Source organism: Rheinheimera sp. B2H12 (genome assembly GCF_059620065.1).
In genome coordinates this window covers 3,111,874-3,127,034 of sequence record NZ_CM184363.1, presented here as the reverse complement: position 1 = coordinate 3,127,034, position 15,161 = coordinate 3,111,874, and the positions used below count along the sequence as shown (strand labels likewise).

Here is a 15,161-nt window from a genome sequence, read left to right as displayed (position 1 = left end):
CGATTAAGGATAAGCCCGATGTTTATGTTATTTGTATTAATTCTCGCACTGGTGGTGTTGTTGGGGGTGACGGATATCCGTCGCAACCTGATCACTAAACCTATTTTTGCCATTTTTAAGAAAATTCTGCCGCCGCTGTCTGATACTGAGCGTGAAGCGATGGAAGCGGGTGATGTCTGGTGGGATGGTGAACTGTTTAAAGGCAAGCCGGATTGGAAAAAACTGCATGCCATTCCAAAGCCGCAGCTGTCCGCTGATGAACAGGCTTTTATGCAGAATGAAGTTGAAACCCTGCTGAAAATGCTGGACGACTATAAAATTGTGCATGAACAACGTGATTTACCACCGGAAGTCTGGAATTACATCAAAGCCAATGGCTTTTTTGCCATGATCATTCCAAAAGCCTATGGTGGCCGCGAATTTTCTGCCATTGCCAACTCGACGATTGTATCGCGCATCGCGACCCGCAGTTTAACGGCGGCTGTCACTGTGATGGTACCTAACTCGTTAGGCCCGGGCGAACTGCTGATGCATTATGGTACCCAACAACAAAAAGACCGCTGGTTACCGGGTCTGGCAGCTGGTACTGAAGTGCCGTGTTTTGCTTTAACCGGTCCTGAAGCAGGTTCTGATGCCGGTGGTATTCCGGATACGGGGGTGGTGTGTCAGGGCGAATTTGATGGCCAGCAAGTGGTCGGGATCCGGCTGAACTGGGATAAACGTTATATCACACTGGCGCCAGTGGCGACTGTGCTGGGTTTAGCCTTTAAGTTATCCGATCCGGACAAACTGTTGGGTGACAAGGAAGAGCTGGGCATTACCTGTGCCCTGATCCCAACCTCGCACCCTGGCGTGGAAATTGGTGATCGCCATTTCCCAATGAATATGGCCTTTATGAACGGCACCACCTACGGCAAAGATGTGTTTATTCCGCTGGATTGGATTATTGGTGGTCCATCGTATGCAGGTCGTGGCTGGCGGATGCTGGTGGAATGTTTATCGGCAGGCCGCGGTATTTCACTGCCAGCACTTGGCACTGCCACAGGGCACTTAGCTACCCGAATGACAGGCGCCTACGCTTATGTCCGGCAACAATTTGGTATGTCGATTGGCAAGTTTGAAGGGGTGCAGGAATCCTTGGGCCGCATCGGCGGTTTAACCTATAGCCTGGAAGCCATGCGGGTGATGACGGCAGGCGCTATTGACCTGAAATTAAGCCCATCGGTGGTGACGGCAATTGCCAAGTACCATATGACCGAAATGTCGCGTACTTTACTCAACGATTCTTTTGATATCCATGCCGGTCGTGCCATTCAATGTGGTCCGAAAAACTATCTGGCGCATGGTTATATGGGCGTGCCAATTTCCATCACGGTGGAAGGTGCCAATATCCTGACCCGCAACCTGATGATTTTCGGCCAGGGCGCCACCCGTTGCCATCCTTATGTGTTAAAAGAGCTGGAAGCGGCAGCCAATCCGGATGCGGAAGCTGGTTTAAAACAATTTGATAGTCTGTTACTGAAACATGTTGGTTTTGCACTGGGCAATACCTTTGGTGCCTTATTCCAGGGCCTGACGGCAGGAGCCTTTAACAGTTCACCTGTGGGTGGTGATACCGCGAAGTATTACAAACAACTGAGCCGGATGAGTAAAGCTTTAGCATTAAGTGCAGATTTTTCCATGCTGATGCTGGGCGGCGATCTAAAACGCAAAGAAATGCTGTCGGCGCGGTTAGGGGATGTATTAAGCCATCTGTATATCGCTTCAACTGTGCTGAAGTTTTATGAAGACAATGGCCGGCAGGTTGCTGATTTACCATTCGTTCATTACAGCATTCAGCGTAATTTGTATGAAATTGGCCGTGCTTTTGCTGGTTTCTTCAGTAACTTCCCGAATGCGGTGGTTGGCCGGTTACTAAAAACACTGGTATTCCCATTTGGTATTGGTTACCAGATGCCGGATGACGAGGTGTCGATGCAAATTTCGGATGCACTGCTTAAACCAAGTGTGATCCGTGATCGATTGACTCATCTGTGTTACCTGGGGACAGATAAAGATGATCCGACCGGCTCGATGGAACAAGCTTTCCTGGCGGTACATCAGGCCCAGCCGTTGATGAAGAAAATTTATGCCGCGCAAAAAGAGGGCAAAATTGCCCGTAAGCTACCGCTGCAGCAAACTATTGCCAAGGCGTTAGAACTGGGTGTGTTAACAGCAGCCGAAGCTACGCAACTGGACGAGATGAATGAATTGCGTTTTGCTGCTATCAGCGTCGATAGTTTCAAACCAGGTGAACTGGAAGGCTTAGCTATCAAAGGTTAAGTTCGTTTCCTGCCTAAACAAAGCCAGCATCTGCTGGCTTTGTTATTTCAGCCCGGTAAAAATCTTTGTAAGATCAGTTGTCTGCTCCACCAAGCTGTGGGTGGCTAACAATGTTTAGCCTTGCCAATAACCCTGCTATTAGCAGGGTTATATCCGATAATTCCTTGTTTCTGCCGCAAAATTAACAAATCCATTTTAGTCTGGTGCATTTTTCGTCGCTTTGTTCAGCCACCCGGCCTCAGATGCCTGGCATCTTTGGCTGATTTCGCCACTAAAAGGAAGTCTCATGTTGAAACATTTATCCATCCGGGCCGGAATATTCTGGTTGTTGCTGTCATTTGGTGCCGCACTGATTGGGATCAGTGGTTATGCCTGGCTCAACGCCCAGCACAGTGAAGAAGGTATCACCGAGTTGTATCAGCTTTCTGCGTTACAGGTGAATCCGCTGACAGATGCTTATGGCACCTTGATGCGTAGCCGGATCGCGCTGGCCGCCGGTTTTGTTGAATTACAGGCCGGTGAAAAGGATAAAGCTGAAGTTAGTGCCGGTCGTTCAGAAAAGTTTTTAACCGAAGCTAAAGCTAAATTTGACAGTTTCCTGGCCGTCGCAACGAGTGGCCAGCAAGCTGGATTGGCAACGCAGCTACAGCAATCTTTTGCCAGTTATATCAAGGCGATTCAAGACTCAGCGCAAGCACTGAGTGACGGATCCGTCGAACATTATATCGCTGCCAATTTACGGGCGCGCGATGCCAATGCCATTTGTCAGGAGCAGGTCCATCAGTTTATGCAATTCGCCGAGCAGGCCAATAGTGAGTCGATGCAACAGTCGGCCAGCAGAACCAAACTGACCACAGCACTGGTGCTGCTATTTATCTTATTTACCCTGTTGATGCTGACGCTAAGCTGGTGGTTCATTCAGCAGCGTTTGATCCGGCCACTGCAGGCGGCTGGGCAGCATTTTCACTGGATGGCCGCCGGCGATTTAAGCCGGGTGATTGATAACAGGCATCAAAATGAAATTGGCCGCCTGCTCGAAGGGTTGCAGCATTTGCAACAAAGTCAACGTGACACTATCAGCCAAATCAATCAGACCGCCGGTCAACTGGCCGCTGCGGCAGAAGAACTCAGTGTGGTGACTGAGCAAAGCTCTGGCAATTTGACGGTGCAAAATGCTGAACTGCAGCAAGCAGCGACTGCGGTCAATGAAATGACGGTGGCGGTCGAAGATGTCGCGCAAAATGCCGTCTCTACTTCGGAAGCATCCCAGGCCTCGAATCAATTGGCGCAGCAAAGCCGGCAGGAAATGCAGCGTACTATTGCCGAAACCCGGCTGATGTCAGATGAGATGTTGCAGTCAACCGAGCTGGTGTTACAACTGTCGGCGCAGGCCAAAGATATTGGTCAGGTACTGGATGTGATCAGAGCTGTGGCAGAACAAACCAACTTATTGGCACTGAATGCTGCGATTGAAGCTGCCAGAGCTGGCGCAGCCGGGCGCGGCTTTGCAGTGGTAGCTGATGAAGTGCGGGCACTGGCGCATCGCACGCAGAATTCGACCCGTCAGATTGAGCAATTAATTCAGCAAATTCAGCAAGGCACCCAACAAGCGGTGCAGGCGATGGAGCAAAGCTCACAACGCGCCGATGTCACTTTGACGCTCGCCAGTAAAGCCGGGCAGGCGCTGGAGCAAATTTTCACTTCGATCAGCCATATTAACGATCGCAATTTATTGATCGCTACGGCTTCAGAGCAACAAGCCCAGGTCGCACGGGAAGTGGATCGCAGTTTGGTGACAATTCGCGATTTATCAGTGCAAACCGCCACCGGCGCGCATCAAACCAATGTCGCCAGTCAGGAGCTGACATCAATGGCCGCCATTTTAATGGGATTGGTGCAGAAGTTTAGGCTGTAATTGAAAAATGAGCCTTGCTCACACGGGCACTGCAGACTGTGCTAACACCGATGCCTGCATTTTTTCCGACGACAGGTTTTTTTGTGCAAGCGCTTCCGGTAAAGTAAGGCGCTCATTTAGCAACGACCCCGGCATCCAATGCCGGGGTGGTATTTTTACCAGAAGAGAACCTATTGATGATCGGCTCCGTTATGCTGGATCTTGCAGGTCCGGAAATTACTGCAGAAGAAAAAGAAATCCTGGCGCATCCTGCTGTCGGTGGCGTGATTTATTTCAGCCGCAATTATCATGATAAAGCCCAATTGCAGGAATTAGTCCGGCAAAGCCGGGCGGCCAGTAAACAACCTTTATTGCTGGCGGTGGACCATGAAGGTGGCCGGGTGCAGCGCTTTAAACACCAATTCAGTTTAATTCCGGCGATGGGACAAATTTGGCCTGGTGCTGGCGGTGAGCTGGAGCTGGCGCAGCAGTACGCCACTGAAATGGCCTGGCTGATGGCGGTCGAAGTGCTGGCGCAGGATATTGATATTTCTTTTGCGCCAGTGGCCGATATTTGGGGCGCCTGTGATGTGATCCGCAATCGGGCTTTTCATACAGACCCAGACAAAGTGGTCGCCATGGTGCAGGCCTTTGCCAAGGGTATGCGCGAAGCAGGCATGATCACTACAGGCAAGCATTTTCCGGGTCACGGCAGTGTGAAAGAAGATTCGCATTTGGTGCTGCCGGTGGATAATCGCAGTAAAAGCGCCATCGAACAGTTGGATCTGGCGGTGTTCCGGCAGTTACAGCAGCTCGGCGTGCTGGATGCATTAATGCCAGCCCATGTGGTCTATCCGGCATTTTGTGACAAAGCCGCTGGCTTTTCGCCTTATTGGTTACAAACCGTACTGCGCACCGAGATGCAGTTTGATGGTGTGATTTTCTCCGACGATCTTGGAATGAAAGGTGCGCATCAGGCTGGTAATTACCAGCAACGTGCCGAAGCGGCGTTCAGTGCTGGCTGTGATATGGTGCTGGTGTGTAACGACAGCGCTGGCGCTATCGAAGTGCTGGATACCTTGCCACAGCAGTACTGGCAGCATAGTAGCCGCCGGCTGGAAAAACTGAAACATCGCAGCTCACTGACGGACGCCATGCTGGCTCAAAGCCCACGTTATCGGGCTGCAGTTGAACTGGCGGCCCGGCTAAAAGCGGTCGAACTGACTGGCGGCGTTAGTCAGGCCGGTATTGTCGAACGCTCGTAACGGACCCATCGGACGTCATGGCGACATGGCGTTTATGCTGGCCTGCTGTTGACAGCATCAGGCCTGTTAACCAGCCTTTTTGAGAACCTATTGATGCAAACACAAGTTCCGACGACCATTCACACCGCCATCGCTGGTTTGCAATTACGACTGGCGACTGTGGCAGATGTGCCACAAATTTTGCAATTTATTCAGGCCTTAGCCGACTATGAAAAATTGGCCGATCAAGTGGTTGCCACTGAGCAAAAACTGCAGCAAACCTTGTTTGGCGATAAAGCCTTTGCGGAGGTAGTGTTAGCAGAATTCCAGGGCCAACCGGCCGGTTTTGCGCTGTTTTTCCATAACTATTCTACTTTTCTGGCCAAACCAGGTCTCTATCTGGAAGATTTATTTGTCGATCCGGCACTGCGCGGTAAAGGCATCGGCAAAGCGCTCATCACTTATCTCGCGACACTGGCTCTGGCTCGGGATTGTGGCCGGCTGGAATGGTCGGTGCTGGACTGGAATCAACCGGCGATTGATTTTTATCAGTCACTGGGTGCTGTGATGCTGCACGATTGGCGCATTAACCGCGTCACCGGTGACACGCTGCAACGGATGGCGGCGCAGTTTCCGGCCTGATGTGTTGCCCTGACGCGCTATAACGCTTTGCCACAGCCGGTCTGCTAACAGCTGGCTGTTGGCAAGGGTTAATTTTTGGACCTATTTCGAGTAAACGTTCCTCATGTGGCTAAATGCAGCGCTTGTCACTGAACAGGCTATTGCCGGTTATCGGAAAACCTTAACTGAAACCTGTCCGAACCATCTGGTGATTGATGGTTTGTTTGATCCGGCCAAACTGCGGCAAGTTTGCCAGGTGCTGCGGCAGGAACAAGCCTGGCGTGGGCAGAAACATAGTTATGCTGCGTTATATGTCAGTGAAACCAAGTGGCAAATCACGCCACCAAGCCAAAGATTTGTGCAACGGGATCTCTGGCAGCGCCAGGATGCTGATGCAACTGCGGCAGTGGCATTGGATTTTTTGACCTTTTTACGCAGTCGCGAATTTATGGCGCTATTAAGCGCAATGTTTAGCGTGGCTATTACCGACCTCAACCTGGCCAATCCAGCGCTTAATACCAACTATTTCCGGCTTGGCGCGCGTGATTTTATCAATCAGCATGCCGATGATTCACCGGGCAGGGGAGTATGCATGTTATTGTATTTAAATGAAGATTGGCAGCCGGGGCAGGGCGGTGAGCTGGTATTTGCCGCAAAACCCGCTCAGCCGCTGCAGATAACACCGCTGTTTAACCGTTGTGTGTTATTTGACCCTTGCTCCGCGGGCTCCGAGCATTGGGTTAATCCGCTGCAAAATGCTGCCCCCGACCTCTGGCGCTATAACGTCACCAGTTGGTACTGGACGGAATAACTGACGTCCCTGCTCAGCCTTTGCGGCAGCCTTAGCTCTTCGCGGTTCGCCTGCAGTCACAAACCCAGTCACTAACCCAGTCACTCAGTCAGCCGCCGCTTATCCTGGTTTAGTCTGGTGTTTTCATCCTTCGCCAGATTGCGCTGTAGGGTTCATCCGGCTAACGATGTTTGTCACAAAAATATTAAATAAAAATCACTGTGTAATCACATTTTTGTTCATTGCCATCATATCTACAGCATCTGAGCGACACTAGAATCGGCACGTTCCCATTACGGAACAATTTTAGCGATTTATCACCTTCATGTAACAAAAGGAGTGTTGTTTATGTTGTCGTTACGAAAAGTCTGCAGCCCCTGGTGGCGCTGTATGCCCATTCTGGCCACTTTGTGGCTACCTCCGCTCTACAGCGCCGCAGCGCAAGCTGACACGGCAAATCATCCAACCAGCGCTGAGCGTCACAATACGTCGGTCGCCGCTAAACAACAGGCGGTGGAAGCTCGCCGGTTCGCTGCCGGCGAATTGTGGCCATTACGGGCTGTCGATGCCGGTACCCTGCCGAACTCAAATCGGCAGCAACAGGCTACACAGCAACTGCTGTCACAACCGGTCAGTCTGCAACCCAGCAGTGCGCTGCAACCTGTCGAATCCCAACTGGCCAGCCGTGCCAGTCTGAGTAATGTCACCAGCGTCGAGACCACCATCACTAGCGATATCCAGCAACTGGCTGATAGCCTAAACCGTGATCCGCTGGCAATTTATCGCCACTTTTTACAGCAATACACTTTTGAGCCTTTTTATAAAGGCTCACTGAAAGGGGCGCAGGAAACGTTGCTGCAACAAGCGGGTAACGACGTCGATCTCAGCTCAGGCCTGATCGCCACCTTAAGAGCCGCTGGTATGCAGGCCCGTTATGTCTCAGGCCGGGTCCGTTTCCCGGCACCACAACTGGCAAGCTGGATTGGTACCGCCGACGTGATTAACGCAGCCAATATCCTGGCAACCGCCGGCTACCAGCCAACCCTGTACCGAGACCCGCAGCAGAACCCGGTGCTGCTGGAACTGAACTGGACCTGGGTAGAGTTTTATAACACCTCCAGCAGCAGTTGGCAGGCGCTGGATGTCAGCTTTAAACCACACAGCCGGATCAGCGGGCCAAATCTGACGCAGGATGCCGGGCTGAACCCTGCCGAACTGTTGCAGGAGATGGACCGCAGCGGTCAGTTTGCAGAGCGGGACAGCATTGCCGAACCTAATATGGAGCTGATTGACAGTATTGCGCAGCAGCATGAAGAACGCATGCAGGAATACGCCCGGCAACGGCCTGATCTGACCCCTGCACAACTGGTGGTGCAACGGGCTGTGGTCAGTCAGCCGGTGAACAGCCTGCCAGTCAGCTTGCCTTTTACCATTCAGGGCACACCAAAACGGCTCGACAGTCTGACGGATGCTGAGCGGCAGCATGTGCAGGTTGCAGTGCCGGGCTTTAACCACAAGCTGAGCATGCCAGCAGTTGCTGCCAGCCGGCTGACGGTCGATTATGTCGCAGCAACCCCCGCCGATCAGAGCAAAATTGATGCTGCAGGCGGCTTGCTGAATGTGCAGTATAAAGCGGTCAATCTAAAACCGCAGTTGCGTGTTGCCGGTGTGGTCGTTGCCACCGGTAATGCCGTCAGTGTTGGTACCTATCAGACGCTGAGCGTTGCTTTCTGGCAAGGCAACAACAGAACGGATGTGGTCAATCACAATGTCACCGCAGGCGGTATCTATGCCGTTGCACTGGATACTCAGCGCGTCAGTTCAACCAAACTGCAACGTTCGCTGACTGCGCTGAATCAACTGAAAGATCAATATCAGCAGAATCTGCTGCATGAAGCTTTTGCCGGTGAATACCTGCATTTTCTCGGCATGTCGTATTTCCGGCAGTTAGACAATGTGATTGACAACATCGGTAGCGGCAGCAACAGCATTATTTTCCATCAGATTTCAGAAGCACTGATTTCCATTGATCTGACTGCCAGGCCCAATGGCAGTGGCCAGTTTCTGATGTCTGTTGGTCAGCGCGGGATTGACGCGCCGCGCAATATTTACAGCTTGTTCAGCAGTAACAATGATGCTGCGTTTAACTCGGCTGCGACGCTGATGGCCGTTGGCTATGGTGCTTCTGCACTGGAACACTCAGTGTTTGAAAAAACAGCGGGCTGGCCGTCGGTATCGACCATTTCTTACCTGCGGTTTGCTGCTAGTCATGAAGTGCCGATTTACAGCATTAACAGCAGCAATATCAATACCCAATTGCCCAAGCTGGATTTACCAGCGCAGTTGAAAACCAGCATACAGCAGGCCGTTGCTGCCGGGCGGGTGGTGATCACGCCGAAACAGCAACTGAAAGTGGGGAAATGGCTCGGGCTGGGTTATATCGTGCTGGATCCGACAACCGGGGCGGCTGGCTTTTTGATCAATGGCGGCCAGGCAGGTGGCCGGCAAAGCTTTACGCCAATGGACCAGACCGCGGTCAACCGTACCCTGTTGCAGGATGTTGGTTATGCCCTCAAAGCTGCGTTGAACGGCGCTTTATATGGCGAGTTTGATCGTACTGCCTATCAGACACCGCTGGAACGCCATTTAAGCCAAGGGGCTGCCTTTGCCACCGATCTGGTGGTGGTCGGCGATGTGCGTAACATTGCCATGACGGGCTGGGACTATGCCTTTAATGGCGGCAGTGGCAGCTCTGTGATGCTAGCAGTCGCCGGCATAGTGCCTTTGTTTGATGTGGCGAAAAAAGGTCACAAGCTATCAGTGGGTTATTTTGACAATATTGGTCAGGCTGATGCTCACCGCTTGTATGAATCTCTCGGGACAGACAGCAGTAAAGCACTGGCGAACCTCCATAAAAACGCTGATATCAGCAGTGTCACGTCAATGCGGCTGGCCAATAGTTTTGACGCCGTCAGCACCAGTGCCAAACGCGGCAATCTGCAGTTTAATAATATTGCAGTCAAAGACGGCCATAGTTATGCTGCCAGCCTGGGCATTGACACCAGAAGACCTATGGACACCGCCACCAAATCGCTGTTAGGCGAGCGCGCTACGGTGGATTATGCCACTAAACAACTGGGGCTCACCTGCGTATTATGTAACGGGAATCCAAACAGCAATGGCTTTGATACTGTGTTTAAAGATCGCCAGGGTAACTTTGTGGTGATGGAAGCCAAGTTTTCGAGCACAGGGGCTAATTTTGGTTTGGGATCTTTGCCTAAAACCAATGACGGTTTCCGCCAGATGTCGGATTTTTGGATGTTTGGTAGCGCTCGTGACGGCGGTCAAGATAGTGCGCTGGCCCGTACACCAGGGCTAAGCGCCCAAGTCAAACAAGAACTGGTTGCCGCCTTTAATGCCGGCAAGGTCAAACGGCAGTTTGTGGTAGTCACCGATCAACACCGTGGCCTGGGTGTGACGGATAAATTTGTAAAAGATCCAGAATTTGGCGGCGGTAATAGCCAGGCCAAACTGGATGGTGTCACTTTTATTGAGTTACCAATTAAACCTTAAGTTAGTTTTTGCCACAGCGGCAGCAGCATAATAAAACTGCCGTCGCTGTGGTGTTACATACAAAGTGCAAAGCAAAGGGAAATATGCAAACCACTATTTTATTAGAAACTGAACTCAATTATCGGCTTAATAATTCTAAGCAGTTGTTGGACATTGATCCGCAAAATGCAGTCGATTACAGGCGCAATTTTGCTTGGTTCGGGCGTTCAAATCAGCTTTTTAGGCTAGCCTGGCTGCTGGAGCAATTACAAGACGTTGAGGCGGCTACCGCTACCCGCTTGCAAACTCTGACGGCCGCCGGTAACGCTTTTGGCTACGCCAATACTTATGAGTATTACGACTCGCTGATGAATTGCTTTAAACATGCGCTATTAAGCGGCAATGCGAAAGCAGCAACTGAATGGGCTATCGTATTGCAAAAAAGCCAGCAACCTAACCCAAACGAGTATTATTACTACTATTTGCCTTTTTACCGCTTATTAACCAGCCTCTGGCTGGGCCAGCCACTCGATTTTGCTTTTTACCAAAAAGCAATGGATAAAGTAGCAGCATTAAAATCCAGCCATTACCCAATCGGCACCGTAGCTATCATGCAGGCAATTGCTGCAGGCGATGCGCCCGCAGCTGCCGCTGCGATGGATGAAATTCTTGCTTATCACGCTAAAAAAGCCGCTAAACCCGGCAGTTTTGTTTATAACGACATTGGCGGGTTTGTTTATAACACCGCTACGTTGTTATGCATCACCGCCTTATGGCGTGGTTTGGAACTAAAACCGTTATTAACCAAACATCGCGACACGCTGAAACTGATGCCACAGGATTTACCGCACCGTACCGAACTCTCCCCCAAGTGCCGTTTTATCTTACCGGTCGATTATATTCCCGATGAGCTGCTGGCACCCTGGCAACAGCAACGGTTGAGCACTTAAGCACAGGTAGGTGAGCGCGCTACGGTGGATTATGTCACTAAACAGCTCGGGCTCACCTGCGTATTATGTAACGGGAATCCAAACAGCAATGTCTTTGATACTGTCTTTAAAGATCGCCAGGGTAACTTTGTGGTGATGGAAGCCAAGTTTTCGAGCACAGGGGCTAATTTTGGTTTGGGATCTTTGCCTAAAACTAAAGAGGATTATCGCCAGATGTCAGATCAGTGGATGTTTGGTGGTAACGGACTAGGCGGCAATGACAGTGCGCTGGCCCGCACGCCTGGGCTAAGCGACCAAGTCAAAAAAGAAATGGTTGCCGCCTTTAGTGCCGGCAAGGTCAAACGCCAGTTTGTGGTCGTCACCGATCAACACCGTGGCCTGGGTGTGACTGATAAATTTGCGAAAGACCCGCAATTTGGCGGTGGTAATAGCCAGGCCAAGCTGGATGGTGTTACTTTTATCGAGTTACCAATTAAGCCTTAAGTTAGTTTTGCCTCAGCAGTGACCTTCTCCGGTCACTGCTGTGTTTATAGGAGCAAAGGAAAATATGCAAACAACCATCTCGTTACAGGAGGAACTACAATGCCGGCTCAAGTCCAGCCTGTTTTTTTTAGACAGTAATCCTGCCGCCGCTATTCCCGAAATGCTCAGTTGGAGCTGGCTCCGACACTCCAGCCTGCTGTTCTACCACAGCTGGTTGTTACAGCAGTTGCAGCATCCGGAACAAGCAATCGAAGCCCGTCAGCAAGCGTTGGTGGCCGCTGGCCATGCATTTGGTTATGCCAACGCCTATGACTATTACCCCAGACTGATGAATTGTTTTAAACATGCCTTGTTTAGCGGCAATACCCAAGCGGCAAGCGAATGGGCTGTGCTGCTGCAAAAAAGCCAACAGTCTGACCCACAAAACTGTGTTTATTACTACTTACCCTTTTACCGATTGTTAACCTGTATCTGGCTAGACCTGCCAGTCGATTTTGCTTTATATCAAAAAACGATGGATAAAGTGGCCGCGATTAAATCCAGCCGCTACCCAACCGGCACTATGGACGTATTGCAGGCAATTGCCGCCAGCGATGCGCCCGCCGCCGCCGCCGCTCTGGATGAAATCCTTGTTTATCATGCCAAAAAAGCCGCCAAACCTGGCAGTTTTGTCTACAACGACCCAGAGGGTTTTATCTACCATACCGCCACTTTATTATGCATCACCGCCTTATGGCGCGGTTTAGAGCTAAAGCCGTTATTAACCAATCACCGCGATACGTTAAAACTGATGCCATATGATTTACCGCACCGCACTGAACTCTCCCCCAAGTGCCGTTTTATCTTACCGGTCGATTATATTCCCGATGAGCTGCTGGCCCCCTGGCAACATCAACGGTTGGGCACTTAAGCACAGGTAGGTGAGCGCGCTACGGTGGATTATGCCACTAAACAACTGGGGCTGACCTGCGTATTAGGTACCGGTAATCCAAACTGCAATGGTCTGGATACGGTATTTAAAGATACCCAGGGTAACTGTGTGGTGTTTGAAGCTAAGTTTATCGGCAGCGGCTCCAATTTTGGTATGGGATCTTTGAGTAAAACAACCAACGGCCAACGTCAGATGTCGGATGATTGGATTTTTGGTAATGCGCGTGACGGTGGTCCAGATAGTGCTCTTGCCCGCACCACTGGTTTAACGCAACAACAAAAAGATGAGGTACGTGATGCTTATAGGGCTGGAAAAGTTAAGCGCCAGTTTGTGGTTGTAACCGAACAGCATCGCGGTTTGGGCGTCACCGATGCATTTAGCAAACACCCGGATTTTGGCGGTGGTAATAGCTCGTCAAAACTTGATGGCGTTACAATTATTGAATTGCCGATTAAACCTTAATTAGTTGTCAAACCACAGCGGCTGGCTTGATGCCGCTGTGCTTTAAAAAGCAAAGGATGTTATGCAAACAACAATTTCATTAGAGGCAGAGCTACAGTACCGGCTTAATTCCAGTCAATTGTCTTTGGCGAACGATCCAGCGACTGCTATTCCCCGGATGCGCCATTTTGCTTGGTTTGGCCATTCCAATATATTGTTAAATCACTGCTGGTATTTGCAACAATTACAACAGCCAGAAAAAGCCAGCGAAGCCCGCCGGCAGGCTTTCATGGCCGCCAGCCACGCTTTCGGATATGTTGAGGAATATGAATACTACCGTGCTTTACTGAATTGCTTTCAACATTCCCTTTTTAGTGGCAATGCAGAAGCAGCTAGCGAATGGGCAACATTGTTGCAAAAAAGTCAGCAACCTGACCAATACAACTGTACACTCTATTTTTTACCATTTTTCCGGCCGCTGACAACCATTTGGCTGGGGGGCGCACTTGATCTCAGCCCTTATTGCACGGGCCTGGACAAAATAGCCAGCACGAAAGCCACTTATTACCCCAGTGGTACTATGTCCGCACTGCAGGCGATTGCCGCCGGTGATGCCCTGTCCGCCGCCGCCGCACTGGATGAGGTCCTAATCTATCATGCAAAAAAGGCCGCCAAACCTGGTAGTTTTATCTACAACGGCCCAGTAGGCTTTGTCTGTCGGACCGCAACATTATTGTGTATCACCGCCTTATGGCGCGGATTAGCGCTAAAGCCGCTGTTAACCAAACATCGCGACACGCTGAAACTGATGCCACAGGATTTACCGCACCGCACTGAACTCTCCCCCAAGTGCCGTTTTATCTTACCGGTCGATTATATTCCCGACGAACTGCTGGCACCCTGGCAACAGCAACGGTTAGTCACCTAATTGGGGGTTAGGTTGTAGCGATAAGTGAAGCATGGATACAGCGTAAGCTCTGCGCAGTGCTTACACCACAGCGGCATCTGTCAGCCGTTGCTGAGGTGTAAAACACAATGACAACAAGCAAAGGAAAATATGCAAACAACCATCTCGTTACAGGACGAACTACAATGCCGGCTCAAGTCCAGCCTGTTTTTTTTAGACATTGATCCCACTGCGGCTATTCCCGAAATGCTTAGTTGGAGCTGGCTTAGTACCTCCAACCAGCTGTTTTACCACAGCTGGTTGTTACAACAATTGCAACAGCCGGAACAAGCAAACGACACCCGTCAGCAAGCATCGGTGGCCGCCGGCCATGCTTTTGGCTACGCCAATACCTATGAGTATTACGACTCGCTGATGAATTGCTTTAAACATGCGCTATTCAGCGGCAATCCGAAAGCTGCAAGTGAATGGGCTGTCGTATTACAAAAAAGCCAGCAGCCTAATCAACGAGAGCATTATTACTACTATTTGCCTTTTTACCGGTTATTAACCAGCCTCTGGCTGGGCCAGCCCGTCGATTTTGCTTTATATCAAAAAGCGATGGATAAAGTCGCAGCATTAAAATCCAGTCGCTACCCTACCGGCACTATGGCCGCATTGCAGGCTATTGCTGCCGGCGATGCGCCCACCGCTGCCGCTGCGATGGATGAAATTCTTGCTTATCACGCTAAAAAAGCCGCTAAACCCGGTAGCTTTGTCTACAACGGCGTCAAAGGTTTTGTTTACCACACCGCTACGTTGTTATGCATCACCGCCTTATGGCGTGGCTTAGAGCTAAAGCCGCTGTTAACCAAACATCGCGACACGCTGAAACTGATGCCATATGATTTACCGCACCGCACCGAGTTATCCCCCAAGTGCCGTTTTTTATTGTCGGTCGATTATATTCCCGACGAACTGCTGGCACCCTGGCAGCAGCTGTATTCTATAACCGATACTGCTGCCTGTAGATAGATCCCAGTCACG

The 15,161-nt window shown here is 50.7% G+C and carries 12 protein-coding genes; all 12 read left to right on the top strand.

The features are described 5' to 3' along the window. Positions 1 to 18: 18 nt before the first annotated feature. Positions 19 to 2,322 (top strand): acyl-CoA dehydrogenase, encoded by a 2,304-nt coding sequence (locus AC53GJ_RS13390; protein WP_496728307.1) that lies wholly within the window; start codon positions 19 to 21, stop codon positions 2,320 to 2,322. A 286-nt stretch (positions 2,323 to 2,608) separates the two neighbouring features. Then, positions 2,609 to 4,237, top strand: a complete 1,629-nt coding sequence (locus AC53GJ_RS13385; RefSeq protein WP_496728305.1) for a methyl-accepting chemotaxis protein — start codon at positions 2,609 to 2,611, stop codon at positions 4,235 to 4,237. Positions 4,238 to 4,413: 176 nt separating this feature from the next. Continuing rightward, complete coding sequence (gene nagZ / locus AC53GJ_RS13380; RefSeq protein ID WP_496728303.1) at positions 4,414 to 5,481, top strand: beta-N-acetylhexosaminidase; 1,068 nt, start codon at positions 4,414 to 4,416, stop codon at positions 5,479 to 5,481. Positions 5,482 to 5,574: 93 nt separating this feature from the next. Further along, positions 5,575 to 6,102: a GNAT family N-acetyltransferase gene (locus tag AC53GJ_RS13375; protein WP_496728301.1), complete on the top strand. Its 528-nt coding sequence runs from the start codon at positions 5,575 to 5,577 to the stop codon at positions 6,100 to 6,102. A 103-nt stretch (positions 6,103 to 6,205) separates the two neighbouring features. Then, positions 6,206 to 6,892 carry a 2OG-Fe(II) oxygenase gene (locus AC53GJ_RS13370; protein WP_496728299.1) on the top strand — a complete coding sequence of 229 codons (687 nt, stop codon included), beginning with the start codon at positions 6,206 to 6,208 and terminating at the stop codon, positions 6,890 to 6,892. A gap of 327 nt (positions 6,893 to 7,219) precedes the next feature. Beyond that, entirely contained in the window at positions 7,220 to 10,444 is a 3,225-nt protein-coding gene (locus tag AC53GJ_RS13365) for a transglutaminase domain-containing protein (protein WP_496728297.1), read from the top strand. An 83-nt stretch (positions 10,445 to 10,527) separates the two neighbouring features. After that, positions 10,528 to 11,373, top strand: a complete 846-nt coding sequence (locus AC53GJ_RS13360; RefSeq protein WP_496728295.1) for a hypothetical protein — start codon at positions 10,528 to 10,530, stop codon at positions 11,371 to 11,373. Positions 11,374 to 11,586: 213 nt separating this feature from the next. Continuing rightward, a complete protein-coding gene (locus tag AC53GJ_RS13355; RefSeq protein WP_496728293.1) occupies positions 11,587 to 11,856 on the top strand; it encodes a hypothetical protein in 270 nt (89 codons plus the stop codon). Positions 11,857 to 11,920: 64 nt separating this feature from the next. Continuing rightward, positions 11,921 to 12,766 carry a hypothetical protein gene (locus AC53GJ_RS13350; protein WP_496728291.1) on the top strand — a complete coding sequence of 282 codons (846 nt, stop codon included), beginning with the start codon at positions 11,921 to 11,923 and terminating at the stop codon, positions 12,764 to 12,766. Between the two features lie 24 nt (positions 12,767 to 12,790). Continuing rightward, positions 12,791 to 13,249 (top strand): hypothetical protein, encoded by a 459-nt coding sequence (locus tag AC53GJ_RS13345; RefSeq protein WP_496728289.1) that lies wholly within the window; start codon positions 12,791 to 12,793, stop codon positions 13,247 to 13,249. Positions 13,250 to 13,310: 61 nt separating this feature from the next. Then, positions 13,311 to 14,156: a hypothetical protein gene (locus tag AC53GJ_RS13340; protein ID WP_496728287.1), complete on the top strand. Its 846-nt coding sequence runs from the start codon at positions 13,311 to 13,313 to the stop codon at positions 14,154 to 14,156. Positions 14,157 to 14,285: 129 nt separating this feature from the next. After that, complete coding sequence (locus AC53GJ_RS13335) at positions 14,286 to 15,149, top strand: hypothetical protein (RefSeq protein ID WP_496728285.1); 864 nt, start codon at positions 14,286 to 14,288, stop codon at positions 15,147 to 15,149. Positions 15,150 to 15,161 lie beyond the last annotated feature (12 nt).